Source organism: Paenibacillus sp. IHB B 3084 (genome assembly GCF_001447315.1).
Taxonomy (GTDB): Bacteria; Bacillota; Bacilli; order Paenibacillales; family Paenibacillaceae; genus Paenibacillus.
This window is the reverse complement of the sequence record NZ_CP013203.1, coordinates 1,666,117-1,682,523: the sequence shown is the minus strand read 5'-3', so window position 1 is coordinate 1,682,523 and position 16,407 is coordinate 1,666,117. Positions and strand designations below refer to the sequence as shown.

The window sequence follows — 16,407 nt, the reverse complement described above, 5'->3', positions numbered from 1 at the left end:
TTTAAAACTGATTCAAGAAATCCGGGCGCAACAGCGATGGGAAGCACCATCCGACCGCGGAGTGGCACTTCGTGGACGCAGGTGGTTGTTCTTTTATGTTGTTTATTTTCATAAGTGGAGGGCTTACTTTGAAGATCAGGACGGCTAGAGAAGAGGATATTCCAGCCCTAGCTTATTTGATGGAGGAATTGGGTTATCCTACATCTGTAGAGGAAATGAAGTTGAGATATGATCGTATCGCTTCTAATCCTAACTATCATACCCTGGTTGCCGAACTTGAAGGGGAAGTGGTGGGGATGGTTGGGTTACACTCTGATATCTTTTATGAAAGAAATGAAGATTATGCGCGTATCGTTGTTTTTGTGATGGATTCAAAACATCGTAATAAAGGCATCGGCAAGGCGCTAAATCAGGAAGCGGAAGCTTGGGCCAAAGAGAATGGTTTGGTTGCCATTGCTTTGAACAGTGGTAATCGGAGTGAGCGACAGGATGCGCATCAATTTTATCGACGGTTAGGCTATGAAGCGACAAGCACAGGCTTTGTGAAATTAATTGAAGCATAGTTATCATTATAAGTTAGCTTCTTATCAGATAGAGATATGGAACATATCGTTTGAGTTGGATTTATATTTTATAAGGATATCTTGGGGGATTGTGATGGCCCGGAGATATCCTTTTCTTTATTTGGCTGTATGAAGCATGAATATGGGGCTTGAGATTTGTATAACGCTGAATAGCTTATATACAATGTAAATAGAATCAATGACAGTAGTGTTAGGCGAGGGGGACGTACGGTGATACGTACATTGGTTATAGGCCATGATCATCAGGTGACGGTGGGGCTGCCACTGGATCAGATCGTCATGGAGGATTATATATGGATGTGGGTGGATTTTAGCGAGCCTACCGATCATGAATCGGAGCTGCTAACGAGTTATTTTCATTTTCATCCGTTGGCTGTAGAAGATTGTTTGCATGTTCTGCAACGTCCAAAACTGGATTACTACGAGGATGTGCAATTTCTGGTGGTACATGCGCTGGATGTAGATACATTGGATGCGGAAGAAGTGGATATGTTTATTAGCAGCCGTTTCTTGGTGACATACCATCATCATGAACTGGAGGAGCTGGATCAGGCTTGGGAACGGATTGTCCAGCATGCTAACGAACGCAAAATTTGGTCGCGTGGGCCGCTGGCTGCGGCTTATACCGTGGTGGACAAGCTGGTGGATAACTATTTCCCGAGTTTGTTCATGATTGAGGATGAGCTGGCAGAGCTGGAGAGCCTGGGCGGGCGTGAGTCGGTGGAGGACTTGATGAAGCAGGTATTTGCCCTGCGAGGCAGGCTGCTCAAGCTGCGCCGTACGATTGTGCCGATGCGGGATTTGATGTACCGGGTTCTTAATTCGCAGCATGTGCAGGGGAAAGGAGAGCATATGGCCTATTTTACAGATGTTTATGACCATCTGCTAAAGCTGACCGACATGCTGGAGGCCGACCGCGAGATGACAGCCGACCTGAGAGACAGTTATATTTCGTTAAATTCCAATCGTATGAATTCGATCATGAAGACGCTGACCGTCATTACGACAGTTTTTATGCCCCTGACGTTGATTGCGGGTATCTATGGTATGAATTTTTCGTATATGCCCGAGCTGGGCTGGAAATACGGTTATTTTGGAGTACTGTTCTTTATGTTCATATTAAGTGCGGCGATGGTAATCTGGTTTATGCGTCGGGGCTGGTTCAAATAAAATAGCCTACTTTCTTTTGCGCTTGCGCGGACGTCTGCGCGGGGTAGTGGTGCTTTTGCGCTGCGTCTTTTTCCGGCGTGGGCGCGGTGGTGTGTATTCATCCAATTCCTCGGCGATTTCCGTTGCAGAATTTTTGCCCGCGGATTTGCCGAATGCTGGGAGCGCGCCCATAATCAGCTTCGCCATCGGAGCAAACTGCTGCACGCTGGACATGACCTTTTGTACCTTGCCGAAAGTAGCGACAATCCCGTCAATACCGCCCATACGGTCAATGATGCCTTTAATTTCGCCGAGATTGGGAAGGTTACCAAGGTTGCCGAGACCGCCGAGCAGTCCTCCTTTGGCCGGGACCGGATCAGGTGTGACCACGGCGGCGGATTCTGTAATACTTGATGGCGCCTCATAAGGCACGAGTCCGGAGGAATCGACTTGCGGAACATCGCTGTACGGGTCGAGTCCCGGATACGAAGATGAATTATACGGATCGGAAAGGGAACGCTGTGGCGGCCTCCGATGATAGTAGTGTCCAGGCATGAGATCACATTCCTTTGCAGGTTGATACTCTACTGTATGTTACAAACGCACAGTGGGTTTAGGCGCGTGTCCCGAAATCAGGTATAAAAGCGGATTTGGGCTCAAGCACAGTACGATCCTGCTGAAAAATAATGCTGTTCTGTGATGCGTGAAATCGTTAACGCTTGAAAAACCGACTATTCCTCGGGTACAATGGGGATAGATCGTAACCTTGGGAGATGATAATCCATGCAGCTCAAAAAGCTTAATGATAAAAGTATTGATCAATTGTTCGAAGCCATCCTAACTTTAAAAAATTTGGAAGAGTGCTATGTATTCTTCGATGATTTGTGCACAATTAATGAAATTCAATCTCTCTCTCAACGTCTGGAAGTTGCCCGTATGCTGGGCAAAGGCAGTACGTATAACCAGATTGAAGCAGAGACGGGTGCCAGCACAGCTACGATTTCACGTGTTAAACGTTGCTTGAACTACGGGAATGACGGGTATAAATTGACACTTGAGCGTCTGGGGCGCTAATGCGAAGCCCTGGGGTACTGGTCATTAGTCATGGCTCAAGGGAGTCGTATTGGGTGGAACAGGTGGATCAGGCAGCCGCAGAGCTACATTTGCCGAAGGACATGCCGTTAGAGGTTGCATTTTTGGAAACGGTTAAAGGAAGATTGATCCAGGATGGTATTGACCGTTTGGAAGCCCGAGGTGTGACAGATTTGCTGGTTGTGCCCTTGTTTATGTCGTCCGGCAGCACGCATGTAGACGAGATCAGTTATGCGCTGGGAGTCAAGGATACGCCAGACAAAGAAACGGATTTGGAGCCTTTTCGTGTCAAGGCGCGTGTGCATTTTGGCAGTCCGCTGGATGATGGAGAAGATGTGGCTCACATGGTTTGGGACAAGGTTAGCCCATTGTCGGTCAACTCTGCGAGAGAGACTATTTTGCTTGTGGGACATGGAAGTGTGCATGATGGCTTTTTTCAGCGCTGGGAGCGAGGGATTTCTTCGTTAGCCCGTACGGTGCAAAGGGTGAGTAGTATCGCAACGGACTACGCCTTGCTGAATCCTGAGAGTGTATATGATAAAGTAGCGTATTGGAAGCAGGAGCGGGGTCATGATGTTATTGTGGCGCCGCTTTTTTTAAGCTCGGGATATTTTACAAGTCATATCATTCCTGGACGATTACAGGGGCTTGAATACCGTTATTCAGGAGATCCTCTGCTGCCGCATCCCCTGCTCACAAGCTGGATGAACGGGCAAGTTCATGAACTGCTGCAAAGAATGCAGAAGCAAGATTGAGCAATAGGCCGCTTGTTTCAGCTACAGCTTTATCATAGCCTGAAATTTCCGTATTTAGGTAAGCGTTGGCTTCTTTTATTGTAAAAGAGGCCTTTTTCCAGTATGATGATATTTTGTATAGAGTGAATATGATGAATGAGAATATAAACATAAATATCATTAAATATACGGGTGGCGTAACGGGAATGAAAAGTGCTAGATTGATCTATAATCCGACCTCCGGACGTGAGGAAATGAAGCGTCGCCTTGCGGACATTTTGCAGCGTCTGGATGAAGGTGGTATTGAAGCCTCTTGCCATGCAACTACGGGCGAAGGGGATGCAACTCGTGCGACAGCAGAAGCCATTGAGCGCGGGTATGATATGATCATCGCCGCAGGCGGGGATGGTACATTGTACGAAGTTATTAACGGGATGGCCGAAAAGGAAAACCGTCCGCCCTTGGGCGTATTCCCGCTAGGGACGACGAATGATTTTGCAAGGGCCTTGGGCATTCCCAAGCAATGGGAGGACTATTGTGATCTGGTCATTCGTCAAAATGCGAAGCCGCTGGATATCGGAAAAGCTAATGACCGCTATTTTATTAACATCGCGGGTGGCGGTACTTTGACCGAGCTTACGTATGAAGTTCCCAGTAAGCTGAAAACGATGATTGGACAGTTGGCTTATTATTTTAAGGGTGTGGAGAAAATGGTTAGCCTTGCCCCGCAAGAATTGATTATCAAGGCATCGGGTCAGGAAGTGATCCACGACGAGTTCATGCTTTTCCTGATTGCTAATACGAACTCGGTAGGCGGATTCGAAAAGCTGGCGCCCGGTGCGACCATTGATGATGGGCTGCTCGATGTGATCGCTGTGCGCAAATGTAATTTGGCGGAAATGATCCGGTTGGTGACACTCGCGCTGCGTGGTGAGCATTTGCAGGACAAGAAGATCGTTTATTTTAAAACGGATTACATGGAAGTAACCTCGCCCGGCTATGTACAGCTTAATCTGGATGGCGAACTGGGTGGTACCCTGCCAGCGACCTTCCGCAATTTGCCGCAGCATTTGAATGTTTTTCGGTAAGGAATGACGGTGAGTGTTTTCGCTTTTCGTCGCAGGACAGTACAGTATATGGAATGTAGAGTTGGAAGTTATTTTTCGCTGTGACGATATCGGTTCTTGCCGTTCTCCGTGGGGAGTAACGGCATTTTCGAGTTCACGGTACTGGTGTTAATGTGTAGAGCGATGACCGTATGATTATATATGGGGTTGTATGCCAATCATGAGCATAAACAGGTTTGAAAAGATTATCAGAAAGAAGTGACATCTATAATGACGACTAACCGTAGCGGACGTGGAAAAAGCCGCCGGAATGCAGCAGCTTCCATTCAAGGGAAGCCACAGAAAAAGACCGTGCCGATGAACAGTGAAAGAGGACAAGGACAGCTTCGAGCTGGAACAGGAAATGGAAGTGCGAGTGGAAGTGCGCAGGAAAGGGAACGGAAGACATCGGAAAGGGGACGTGGATCGCGTCGTTCTTCCGGTGGTGGACGGAGTCAGGATGCATCCAATCGTAACCGAGTCAGCGCAGAGCGTACCGATCTGCCTGTGCAAAAAAACGATGAAGCCGTGATGGACATCATTGGCATGAACCATGACGGCGAAGGTGTGGGACGCGTTGAGGGTTTTACGCTGTTCGTTCCAGGCGCGTTGCCGGGTGAAAAGGTGCGGATAAAGGTGCTGAAAACGAAAAAGCAGTACGGTTATGCCAAGCTGCTGGATATCGTGCAGGCAAGCCCTGACCGGATTGCAGCTCCCTGCGCCATCTACGATCAGTGCGGCGGCTGTCAGATCCAGCATATGAGCTACGAAGCGCAGCTAGGCTGGAAGCGCCAGCATGTCGTGGACGTGCTGGAGCGTATCGGGAAGCTGAGTGTGGAGGGAAATGAAGGTTCCATCGCAGGTGAAAAAACTGCCGTGAAGGTACTTCCTACGCTGGGCATGAACGAGCCGTGGCGGTACCGTAACAAAGCCCAAGTGCCGATCGGCGTCATCGAAGGCGGACTTGTCGGCGGCTTCTACGCACGTGGCAGTCATCGTATCGTGGATATGGACACCTGTCTCATACAGGACGAGCGTAACGACGAGGTTGTCGCGCGTGTCAAAGAGATTGGACGGACGCTGGGCATCAGCGCATATAATGAAGAAACCGGACGCGGACTACTGCGCCATGTTGTCGTCAAGACTGCTTTTCGTACAGGTGAAATGATGCTGGTCCTTGTCACGAATGGACGAGATATCCCGCACGCAGATGCCTGGATCGGCAGTATTCGTGAGCATATCCCACACGTGGCAAGCATTTGCCAGAACGTAAATACCAAGCGAACGAACGTTATTTTTGGCGACGAAACTCGTGTACTATGGGGCCGTGACGTGATCTACGATTACATCGGAAACGTCCAGTTTGCCATTTCCGCGAGATCCTTTTATCAGGTAAATCCCGTCCAAACGGAAGCGCTGTATAGCAAAACTGTCGAATATGCCGGACTCACAGGTAAAGAAACGGTGATCGACGCATACTGCGGTATCGGCACCATTTCCTTGTTCCTCGCTCAACATGCGGATCAGGTATACGGAGTGGAGATCGTCAAAGAAGCTATTGAGGATGCACGGAGTAATGCGCTGTTGAACAATATGCGCAATGTGAAGTTTGAGGTAGGCGCGTCCGAAGACGTCATCCCCGCCTGGAAAGAGCAAGGCATCACCGCCGACGTCATCGTCGTCGACCCGCCCCGCAAGGGCTGCGATCCTCGCCTGCTCGAAACCATTCTGGAGATGAAGCCAGAGCGCGTGGTCTATGTATCCTGTAATCCGAGCACGCTGGCACGGGATTTAAGAATACTGGAGGATGGCGGGTACCGCACATTGGAAGTGCAGCCCGTGGATATGTTTCCGCATACGGTGCATGTGGAGTGCGTGGTAGTAATATATCGAGATGAGAAGCATTGATGTACGAGGGTTTAAGAGCAACTTGAATATGTTCCTGCATTCAAAAAAAGCGTTAGGGTTGAGTGTGGGAACATATATTATTTACATACACATGGAAGACGAGAAGCGAGTGATAGTAGTATATCAGGTGAATGTGCTGGTGAAGGTAGAGTAACTGTTCCACAGAAGAATTTATAGTAAGTAAGTTCTATTACAAGTTGAAGGATTCTTATATCATTTAAAGGTATTTTTATTCAAATTATTCTCATAACAACGATTTTACTTAGTGATAGTTGTTTGTTATTATGATATTCGTGAGGCTATATAATCTGGTAAACTGACCGATTTACATTTTATATATGAGTATGGGTATATCAAGGTAGTTGGATATTAATAATACAATGATCTGCTAGTTGTTGTAAGGAAACACTTGTATTTGGTTCGGTTAAGGTATTAGAAATTTTAAGTAGGGGCTATCAAAAATGTTGACTAGTCAAAAAGAAGAATCGCGTATTTTCGAACTTATTTCTAAATGGGTAAGTGATATAAGAATAAGCAACTACTCATCATATTTAGATATTAACAAAGCTTCAGAAGGACTGGCATTAAGACTGCTAAATTTGGTGTATGATTATGAGCTTGTTGATTTGAATCATGAGAAACAAAATTTTCCTGGAATTGACTTGGGAGACCGAACAAAAGCCAAAATAGGCATACAGGTCACCTCTCGAGCAGATAAACCAAAGATTGATGAAGCCTTAAAACTGTTTCATAAATATGATTACCATTCAGTATACTCTAATGGATTAAAATTGTTCATATTAAGCACAGATTCAATTAATTATAAAAGGGGTGTTAAGGCTCCATACAATCGTTTTTTTTCCTACCAAGAAGGAATCATCACTCCTAGTTCTTTAACGCGTCATATTAAGCTTCATGCAAACGACAGTAAGCGATCACAGATTTTATCGTTATTGGAGCAAGAATTGGGAGAAACAAGTCATTTGGAAAGCATTTTGAAAAAGATAATGAAAAATATGACGTCAACGACGCTTGATGCTAATCTTCGTGCGATTGGACATTTACTCGTGGAACGGACGAGCCGACGAATTAGCAAGTTTATTGAGCTTGAGCAAGAAAGTTGGCAACATGGGTACAGAAGCGGGGAAGAGTATATAAACAAGTTTCGAGCCTTGTTTAGACTTGATGAGGATTATAAAACTAAAATAATACCTGTGCTGACAAGTGCGCAGGAAGGAACTGTAGCGAGGATTCTTTTTGATGAGTATTTGGAATTAGAAAAATTACAGTTTAATATGCTTGCTGAAACCTTCACTAAAGATCAATATCAAATTTTAATGTCAACTGGTAGAGCTTTTCAATTTATATTGCATTCGTTACTTGATGCACTGATTGACAAATATAACGAAAACTTATTGATATTAAAAACTTATTTTCATATAGATGTCCCAAAAATTGAAAACCAATATAAGATTATCAACGAAAGCATACTCTACTCTGATATAGATGATAAGCAGGACAAGTTAAACAAACTTCTTGATAACTTTAGTGATCCCTTCGGTCTATATATTTTTCTAGATAGTAAAGAAAATATGAAATTTGAATATTCAGCAACTCCAATGGCTAAGAAAATATATGGTGACTTGATGGGTATGGAAATCATCAATAAGTATTTGACTGGAGTATTGGAGACCGTAAGTTTAGACGGAAAAGTGTTTACTGGATTTAGAAATCGACGGCATGTTATCTTTCTTATACCTGTAGACGACTCTACAAAGAAAGCCTTATCGATTCTTCAGCAAAGAAGTAATTTCGGTATCTATTATTTCGAAGAAGTGTAGTAAGATTTTCAGGGACTTTACCTTCCAAATCAAAAATAGTTTTTAATGGTTTTATTTAATAACCTCTTTCCATAATCAAACAGTAGTTATGTATTAAGATGAAACTAATTAGGTCCTTGGTATTATTCAAGGGCCTTTTTTGTTCCATATATCCCCATGAATATGCTATAGTGTAAGAAATAAAGAAGATTTATGCAGATTTCAGTAGAATAATGAGCTGAGGCATTTCCTTGGTCTTGGGTACATAGTCCTTTCATTAAAGCTGGGGTATTCCAATGAGGTGAAAACGGTTGGCAAGAACATATTATGCAGAAGGCAGACAAGTTGCTTATGTATTGAGAGGACTATTGTGTGAGAATATAGGAGCAATTAAGACATTTAATAATCTTATTTATAGAATGAGGTGTAATGATGGATACCTATCTACCAGATAGTAGTGGGATATATAGTTTGAGTGGTTTTTCGTTTCAAATAAGAGTTTTTGTTTGCTATATGCTTACACTTGAAGCGGGCAATCAAATAGAGTTTGAAACCATTGATGATGTAAATGTTAAGAAAATTAAAGCTGATGAAATAGATGATTATGATGAGAATTTTCATAACAAAATATTAGGCATTAACTCTAATCGGGCTATTCAAGTCAAAAGAACTAATATTACAGAAAGTAGCGCTCAAAAAATTCTTTTGAATTGGATTTTACTTGAATCTTCTGATAATGAGATAAGCGAATATGTGTTATTTACTGATAATGAATATGGGAATAAAGATATTTTGTTTGATAGATCTGCAAAAGAGCATTTTGAATTAATTAAAGAGTCAAAAAAAAATTCGAAAGCTATAATTACAAAAGTAAAAAAATATATAAGGATAATTTTGAGGAATTTGAGGAAACATACAACTCTATTTTTAAAAAATATAGTTTTGTTTCTGAAGAAAATATTAATGAAAAAATCAGGGAAAATTGTTCTATGATTTTTAGAAGAGCTGGTATAAATAAAGTTGTATTTTCTCAGCGTATTAATGAATTACTTCAACATGTTACTGTACAAATTATGAATACAATCAATGATAAGAAGCCATATATTTTAAATTATACTGAGTTCATGAAAATAGTGGAGGGTATTTCTTCTAGAATAACAGAGGAAATAACTCTTCCTTTGTATGCTGATTTCAAGAAAATTCATAAGATTGATTTTAATGATATGAATTTGTCTAATTCTAGAGAATATAAACAATTACTTGCTTGTAAGTTGAACACACGTTTGCTCGAACAACACTTAACTTATTGTGCATATTATAATAACCTACGCTTTAGTTATATGGAATCAAATAAATTAGGAAAAATAGAAGATATTGAAGTAACTACGCATGAAAACTTTGAGGACTCCAAATTTAGGTTACAGAGGCAGGGATGTGACGAAGCATACAGTAGGCTGGATGAAACAAAAAAAATGGGCAATTCACATGCAGCTAACGAACAAATTCGATACGGATCTGGAATATATTTAACTAAAGATGGAATTGATGATGATTTTCAAATTTCATGGGAGGACCAAGACAATGAGCAAACTAAAGCTTGAGGCCGAAGTATTTCAAGTCAGTATTTATTGCGATATTATTTTAAACATAATAATAAAGCATAAAATATTAAGTGTTAATAAGGTGCTCATGTTTTCTTATTTAATTAAAAAGGATCGTTTGATTCCGAATAATATATACAATGGAAACAATACACAAGATATTATTTATAAATGTATTTCTGTGCTTTCTGGTGATTACGTTGAATATTGTAATAGCATTCCATATATTATAAAGGCTATTCACCTTCTTAATATAAAAGGGCGAATAGGTCTGGAAAATAATCAATTACATTGTCTATCAGAACCAGAAAAAAGTACAGATAAACCTGTATATGGAGAAAGTTTATTTATAGAAAAAGCTATTGAGGAGAGTAGGAAATTGTCCGAAAAACAATTTTTGAGAGAGGTTATGAATAATGTTTAAGATAACTAGGTTGATAATGTATGGAACAGATGGAAATGAGTTTACTTACAAATTCAAGTCAGGAATAAACTACTTCAAAGGGAAAAATAGCTCTGGTAAAACTGAATTTTATGGCTTTATAGATTTTATGTTTGGATCATCTGAAGATATTAGAAAAAAGCCATGGTATACAGATTCGTTAGAGAAAGCAACTCTGATATTTGAATACAATTCTATTGAATACAGTATATCTAGAACAAGGAATCCTGAACTTAACTATTTGAATTATTCTGATGAAGTGGAATCAATGGGCATTAATTTTAGAGAATACAAAGAAAAACTGAATGCTATATTTGTGAAAGATATAAATCAGCTAAAAGAGATAAGAAGGTTTACAGAAGAAGAATTAACTTATAGGTCATTCACAATGTTTAATTTTCTTGGTGAAAAAAGGCAAGGTGCAATTCATGATTTTTTTGATAAATGTAGTGATGTTAGATATTCAATTAAGCTAGCCCCTATCTTAAATTTTATATTTAATAAAAATCTTGGAAGAATACATGAATTAAAAGAAGAGTTGAATAATTTATTAGAAGAAATCAGGGTTCTAGAAGATAATTTTGCAAAATATGAATTTATATATAATCGAGTGAACAGCAATCTTCAAAAACTTGGTTTGAACATTTGGTATAATGGTAAGAATGTAGATGAAATAAAGCAGAAAATTGATGAAATGAAGGCTATGCATGTTATTTTTAAGAAGAAGAATGAAAAAAATGTTGCAGATTTAGAAGTGATGTATAACAATATTTCTGAACAAATAAAAATTTATGAAAATAGCATTGCCGATTCTAGACAATTCGAAAAGGATAATAAAAACAGAATACTGCTCCTGACAAAATTAGAAGGACTGCTTGATGAAAACAATACATTTGATTATTTAGTTTCCCCGCTTAAAAATCTAGTTACTGAACTTGAGAGCACAATTTCCTTTAGTAAATACGTGATAAGTGACAATACTGTAAAGGAACTAAAAAAGCAGCGAGAAATCTTAAAAGCTAAAATTAAGAGCAATGATGCTAGGTTTAAATTATTTACATTAGAAGAAAAGTCAAAGGCTATTGTACTAATTGAAGACTGTTTATCGACAAGTATTCAATCTCCTGCGGAGGAACTTAAGACAAAAAGAAAAAAAATTAAAGAAATAAAAGACGAATTAAAAATATTACAAAATTCTGATAATAGCCAAAAAATAAAAGAATTATCGCAATATATTACAAAACTTTATGAATCGGCTAAGGATATCTCTTCAGTCGTAAATGATGACCTGGAACGAGACGGGTTTAAAATACAATACTTGAAAAAGGGTAATATTTTACAACCGATGGTAGTTGAGCCTATTTCTGAAGAAAATAAAACAGAAGAACGAAAAATAGTTAATTATTATATAGGAAGTATGGCGAGACACACGCTTATACAACTATGTGGATATTTAGGTTTTCTCAAAATGCTCTTGAAAGAAGATATATACCCATTAATCCCTATATTAGTTATAGACCATATTTCAAAGCCGTTTGACCAAAACAATAGCAAAGCTATAGGGAAAATAATAACTACTGCCTATGAAAGTATAGGAAAAGATAGATTACAATTGTTTATATTTGATAACGAAGAATACGAAAATTTAGCTATAAATCCTGATCATTCAGAAAACTTAGTAAACGAAAGTAAAACGGGTTTTAATCCATTTTATGTTCCCCCATTAGCCAAAACTGAGTTTGAGAATATTAATGATGTAAACGATGATTAGGGTTTATAAACAGTTCTATTGATTCATCTACTTGAAGGATTGTGCTATACATTAAAATGTTCGTTTCTTCTTGCTTACTATTTAGATTAATAGTAGGTAAATCAAAGTTATTTTTTAATGCTGGTATAAAACTATAAATAGTCCTGTAATCTAATCAAACGAACAGAGAATAATATATGATTAGTACTGGTATAGAATTTAATAAAAGGGACTCAGCAAACCATTGCTGGGTCCCTTCATCATGCTCTTCACGCTGGATTTAAAACATGAGCTTCCTTCCTCTTTAAGAACGATTTTTCCAAAGCAAGCTCTTTTAATAAGAACACATATTCGGTATAATGTTTAGGAACATTTGTTACGTATATCAAGAAACAAAATTATCGGAGGATAACGTATGATCAAAAAAAGACAGTACCACATATGGCAATATCAACTTGGCGATGTAAGAGAGCAAAATGGCGAATTTTCACTGGTCTATACTCAAGCAGAGGCTAAGCAAACAAGTGAAACTTTCATGTATTACATTTTACACGAGAAAATAATGAACAAGAAATTCGATGCTACAACAGAGTACATAACCAATCAAAATACTCCCAATCCAAAAAACAATAATAGCAAGCCGATCAAAAAAAAGAAGAATCTCCTCCCAATCATGACCATCGAAACGGGACGTGGACGTAGCGAAGAGGATAATAGCAAACTCAAACGTTTGCTGGAAAAGGGCTTTACCGCCATCTATACAAAGTCAAACGGTCAAGAGATTACTCGGCATAGCTATGTATTTTTGGATAATGTTCTTTCCGGTGCTCAAAACAAAGAATGTCGCCAGCTATTTGTACTGGAGAAATACGCTGAAGCATTGAAGGCACATGTTTCCCTTGGAACCGAACCGACCAAGTGTACCGTATCAAAAAACTTGACGCGCAATGCCCTAATGACGACAGATGTGTATCTCTGCCCTGTAGATATGAAGCAGCTAACCATCTGTATTCTCCCCGACAAAGAAATACCCATAACGGAAGACGTAGAGATGATTCTTCCATATCATCGTACACCCGAAGAAGAGGACATGTACACTAAGCTCCAAGCCTATATGGAAGAAGAAAAGCACTATGAAAAGCAGCGCCAAAAAATCAGTCAAAAGGTCAAAGATCATAAAATTGAACTTCCTATCGCACCTAACGATAGAGAGCAATACAAAACGACTGGTCGCTGGGAAAAAGAGAATAGCAGACGAGTGTCTTTAGAGTACCTTAGTAAGCCTGCATGGAAAGTCGAAAAGAAAGATGGCGTTTCGGTTCCCGTATGGACAATCGGCCAAACTGAGCCGTATGAGAAAAAAGAACTCCCCATCACACCATGGTCAATGGGCTTGCAATTAGCCGAGGTGAAAAATCATACGGTCATGGAAAATGTGTTTGATGGTATGGGTTTGGTCTCAAAAGAGTTAGGACGGCAAATGGAGTGTTTCCTTGAGGTAGACTATACGATTACAGGTTATCAATTACGCTTGCCAGCAATCAAAGGTTTCTTTCCCTGTGTAGATTTTCATGGATATTTCCATAAGCATAACGTGAAGCGGATTCAGGATATATTCGGAACATGGCATGATGTAGATAAAATTGATATCTTGACCACCGAGTCTACCTTTAAAGCGAAGCTGCAAGTGGTCGGAGAAAAGCCAGACGGTTCAGAGGAGAAAGCCTGGTTATTTCCCTCGATATCCGCATATCAGTCTAAATTGATCGAGTATGGCTATGATGCGATTGGGATCTCCAATATTGCTAAGCCAGTACATGAACAATACCGGAAATCATCATATCAGTTATTGCTGGCACTGGATCTGCAAGCAAGAGATGTCATTTGCTTATCCCATGTGCAGGGTGATCTCATATATCAGGCATTAAGCATCTATCGCAAAGAGGAACTAGATTGGAAAGATCTCCGCTATTTGCAAGCATTTTTGCACTTGGTGTATCGGGAAAATTCAGATAATGGAATTGGTAAACAGTGTAGCGATGCCATCCATGCTCTACACCTTAATAAAAAATTGGCATTCGACCGTAAAGTTAGGCAAACAATCAAGGAGGTAATCGATCATAAAATAGATGAAATGGGCTTGGGGAAGTTTTATGTTGAAGCCAAGTATCTGTATGTGACACAAGATATTTTAGCGTTTTTGTCTTACGCTGCGGCAGCGGATCATCACACCTGGGAATATACAGGGTTTTTGTCTGCCAAGCAGAGTTACTGTGGCGGTGCGATATTAGGCCAGAATCTATTTGCGAGGAACCCGATCATGTCCTTCAGTGAAATCACGCGAACCACATTTGTGGATTATGAAGGTGAGGATGCTGAGTTTATTCGTCATATCGACAATATTGTGCAGCTTCCTTTGGGGACAGAGCCAGATCGTCTTGGCGGCGCAGACAGGGACGGCGATGAATTACTAGTTCTGTCTACAGAATTAAATTTGGTCGAGACTCAGATTGAATATCTACAGCAGTACAATTTTAAGGTTAATAACAAAAAAGTGAACACCACGGTAAAAATCGGCTTGACCTGTTGAATGAGAATATCCAGCAGCATTTTGCGGAACGTTTTCCCGCTCAGGTTAAAGTATCGTTGGCAGACTATGTTATTGATTCACTGGTACAAGTCAACGATGCAGATAAATCCACCGCTCCTTCACAGGAATGGAACAAGGCAAATGTTATTGATTTTATTATTCGCTCTGAAGATAAAACGGGAGAAATCACCGATATCAATACGACGATAGAAAATATCGCTAACGCTCAAGAAAGGTTATTGCAATACAAGTTTCCAATTGCGATCATGAAGCATTTACAAGCCCTATGTATAGATGCTTCCAAATCGGGTCTGTTCGACCAAGTTGTCATTCCAGACGTGATTCGGCATTGGTTTGGAGTGTTGAAACCACAATTTACATTTTTCAAAGACGGAAAAACTTACAACAAGGATCGTAAGCACACCTCGGCTTTAGATCTGCTTGCCGAGTCCATGTTTTCATTTAAGAAATATATAAATCGAATCATGATAGACGATACGGATCGGAAAATTCGGAAACATCAGTTTGAGAATATCTATCAGTATTTTCAAAATTTCGACCTAGACACAGTGTATGTGGATCAAACCATCAATGCGTTAAAGACAACTTATGATACGTTCCTGCAAATAAATAGAGAGCTAACGCAAGAGAAGCAGAGCCTGAATCCATTCGCATCAGATGAAAGGCAAAAGCGATTGCGAAAAGAAGTGGATGCTAAATTTGCAGAGCTATATCGGGAAACGAAGGCAGCAGCAGAACACATATGCGATTGTCCTTCTCTATTGGCAACGGCTGCTGTTCGGATGACTTACGTGGACTCCAAAGCGAAAAATTCCAATGAAAATTATTCTTTCTGCTGGGTGGTCGCCAGTGAAGGAATGCTGCAAAATGTACAGCTTCATTATGAAGACAAAGATAAAGTATATATCCAGCAGGTTAAAGAGAGCGATGAACACACCTTTGAGTGGCTAGGCCATAACTATACCACGGTGATGAAACGAGAAGCCTACACATTACAATGGCCTGAAGGCAAAGATATGAGTATCCCTGATAAGTACCTCAAACGACAGGATGCGAAGCTCGATGATCTCATCGACTACAAAATTTCCTTGGTAAGCAGCGAAAAGAAAGCATGGAATCCCAAAGAAGTAGCTGAGAAAATAGTGGGGCAAACGTATACCCTGTTCGATGACCGAGGATGGCTTGGCGTAGCTGAAGGATTGAGTATTGCTCGCAAAGCAGGAGATTCCATCCTCAATTGCTATATGAACAAGTCGATCACCATTAAACATATTGTTAAGACAACGAAAGCTTCCATCACTTGTCTAGCAGACTTCCGAGCTTAACGATGCGGCTTGTCAGCCGGTAGAGAGGGATGTGGGGGGATTTTCCTTTCACATTCCAATCACTTATTTATATGAGGAGGTCAGATATGGCAAGCCATACAATTGTCATTACCCAGTCTCGAATGGCAGGATGGTTGATGTTTAATCGGTTTCATAAAATGGATGAAAAAATAGATTTAAAGGATTCGAATCGGAAAGTATTTATATTCAAGGATTCGCCTCCGTTAAGGAAAGCCATGGAGCAATATAACGAATTTAAACATGTAGTCGATAACATCTATTAAT

15 protein-coding genes are annotated in these 16,407 nt (G+C 40.4%); 14 read left to right on the top strand and 1 reads right to left on the bottom strand.

All coding sequences use genetic code 11. The features are described from left to right. Positions 1-128 precede the first annotated feature (128 nt). Both ASL14_RS07850 and corA read left to right on the top strand, forming a co-directional pair. The gene (locus ASL14_RS07850) at positions 129-563 is read left to right on the top strand and encodes a GNAT family N-acetyltransferase (protein WP_223264249.1); all 435 of its coding nucleotides are present in this window, start codon (positions 129-131) and stop codon (positions 561-563) included. Between the two features lie 231 nt (positions 564-794). Then, positions 795-1,754, top strand: a complete 960-nt coding sequence (corA, locus tag ASL14_RS07845) for a magnesium/cobalt transporter CorA (RefSeq protein WP_134911150.1) — start codon at positions 795-797, stop codon at positions 1,752-1,754. Between the two features lie 6 nt (positions 1,755-1,760). On the opposite strand, the gene ASL14_RS07840 is transcribed toward corA, so the two are convergent. Next, positions 1,761-2,288, bottom strand: coding sequence for a tyrosine protein kinase (locus ASL14_RS07840; RefSeq protein ID WP_134911149.1), 528 nt, complete (start codon positions 2,286-2,288; stop codon positions 1,761-1,763). 228 nt (positions 2,289-2,516) lie between these two features. On the opposite strand from ASL14_RS07840, the gene ASL14_RS07835 reads away from it, so the two are divergent. From ASL14_RS07835 to ASL14_RS07775, 12 genes are all read left to right on the top strand, one after another. Then, complete coding sequence (locus ASL14_RS07835; RefSeq protein ID WP_014279885.1) at positions 2,517-2,807, top strand: YerC/YecD family TrpR-related protein; 291 nt, start codon at positions 2,517-2,519, stop codon at positions 2,805-2,807. Next, positions 2,807-3,580, top strand: coding sequence for a sirohydrochlorin chelatase (locus tag ASL14_RS07830; RefSeq protein ID WP_134911148.1), 774 nt, complete (start codon positions 2,807-2,809; stop codon positions 3,578-3,580). Before ASL14_RS07835 ends, ASL14_RS07830 begins: the two co-directional genes overlap by 1 nt. Before the next feature lie 185 nt (positions 3,581-3,765). Then, a complete protein-coding gene (locus ASL14_RS07825) occupies positions 3,766-4,647 on the top strand; it encodes a diacylglycerol kinase (RefSeq protein WP_134911147.1) in 882 nt (293 codons plus the stop codon). A 249-nt stretch (positions 4,648-4,896) separates the two neighbouring features. Further along, on the top strand, positions 4,897-6,573 hold the full coding sequence (gene rlmD / locus ASL14_RS07820) for a 23S rRNA (uracil(1939)-C(5))-methyltransferase RlmD (RefSeq protein WP_134911146.1): 1,677 nt from the start codon (positions 4,897-4,899) through the stop codon (positions 6,571-6,573). A 461-nt stretch (positions 6,574-7,034) separates the two neighbouring features. Beyond that, positions 7,035-8,414 (top strand): SMEK domain-containing protein, encoded by a 1,380-nt coding sequence (locus tag ASL14_RS07815; protein ID WP_134911145.1) that lies wholly within the window; start codon positions 7,035-7,037, stop codon positions 8,412-8,414. 408 nt (positions 8,415-8,822) lie between these two features. Beyond that, complete coding sequence (locus ASL14_RS07810) at positions 8,823-9,386, top strand: hypothetical protein (protein WP_134911144.1); 564 nt, start codon at positions 8,823-8,825, stop codon at positions 9,384-9,386. Next, complete coding sequence (locus ASL14_RS07805) at positions 9,383-9,994, top strand: hypothetical protein (RefSeq protein WP_134911143.1); 612 nt, start codon at positions 9,383-9,385, stop codon at positions 9,992-9,994. Before ASL14_RS07810 ends, ASL14_RS07805 begins: the two co-directional genes overlap by 4 nt. After that, positions 9,975-10,418, top strand: a complete 444-nt coding sequence (locus ASL14_RS07800) for a hypothetical protein (RefSeq protein ID WP_134911142.1) — start codon at positions 9,975-9,977, stop codon at positions 10,416-10,418. Before ASL14_RS07805 ends, ASL14_RS07800 begins: the two co-directional genes overlap by 20 nt. Further along, a complete protein-coding gene (locus ASL14_RS27900) occupies positions 10,411-12,207 on the top strand; it encodes a hypothetical protein (RefSeq protein ID WP_223264248.1) in 1,797 nt (598 codons plus the stop codon). Before ASL14_RS07800 ends, ASL14_RS27900 begins: the two co-directional genes overlap by 8 nt. A gap of 394 nt (positions 12,208-12,601) precedes the next feature. Continuing rightward, positions 12,602-14,776, top strand: a complete 2,175-nt coding sequence (locus tag ASL14_RS07785) for a hypothetical protein (RefSeq protein ID WP_134911141.1) — start codon at positions 12,602-12,604, stop codon at positions 14,774-14,776. Further along, a complete protein-coding gene (locus ASL14_RS07780) occupies positions 14,773-16,122 on the top strand; it encodes a hypothetical protein (protein WP_134911140.1) in 1,350 nt (449 codons plus the stop codon). Before ASL14_RS07785 ends, ASL14_RS07780 begins: the two co-directional genes overlap by 4 nt. A gap of 86 nt (positions 16,123-16,208) precedes the next feature. Beyond that, on the top strand, positions 16,209-16,406 hold the full coding sequence (locus tag ASL14_RS07775) for a DUF5659 domain-containing protein (RefSeq protein ID WP_134911139.1): 198 nt from the start codon (positions 16,209-16,211) through the stop codon (positions 16,404-16,406). Position 16,407: the final 1 nt, after the last annotated feature.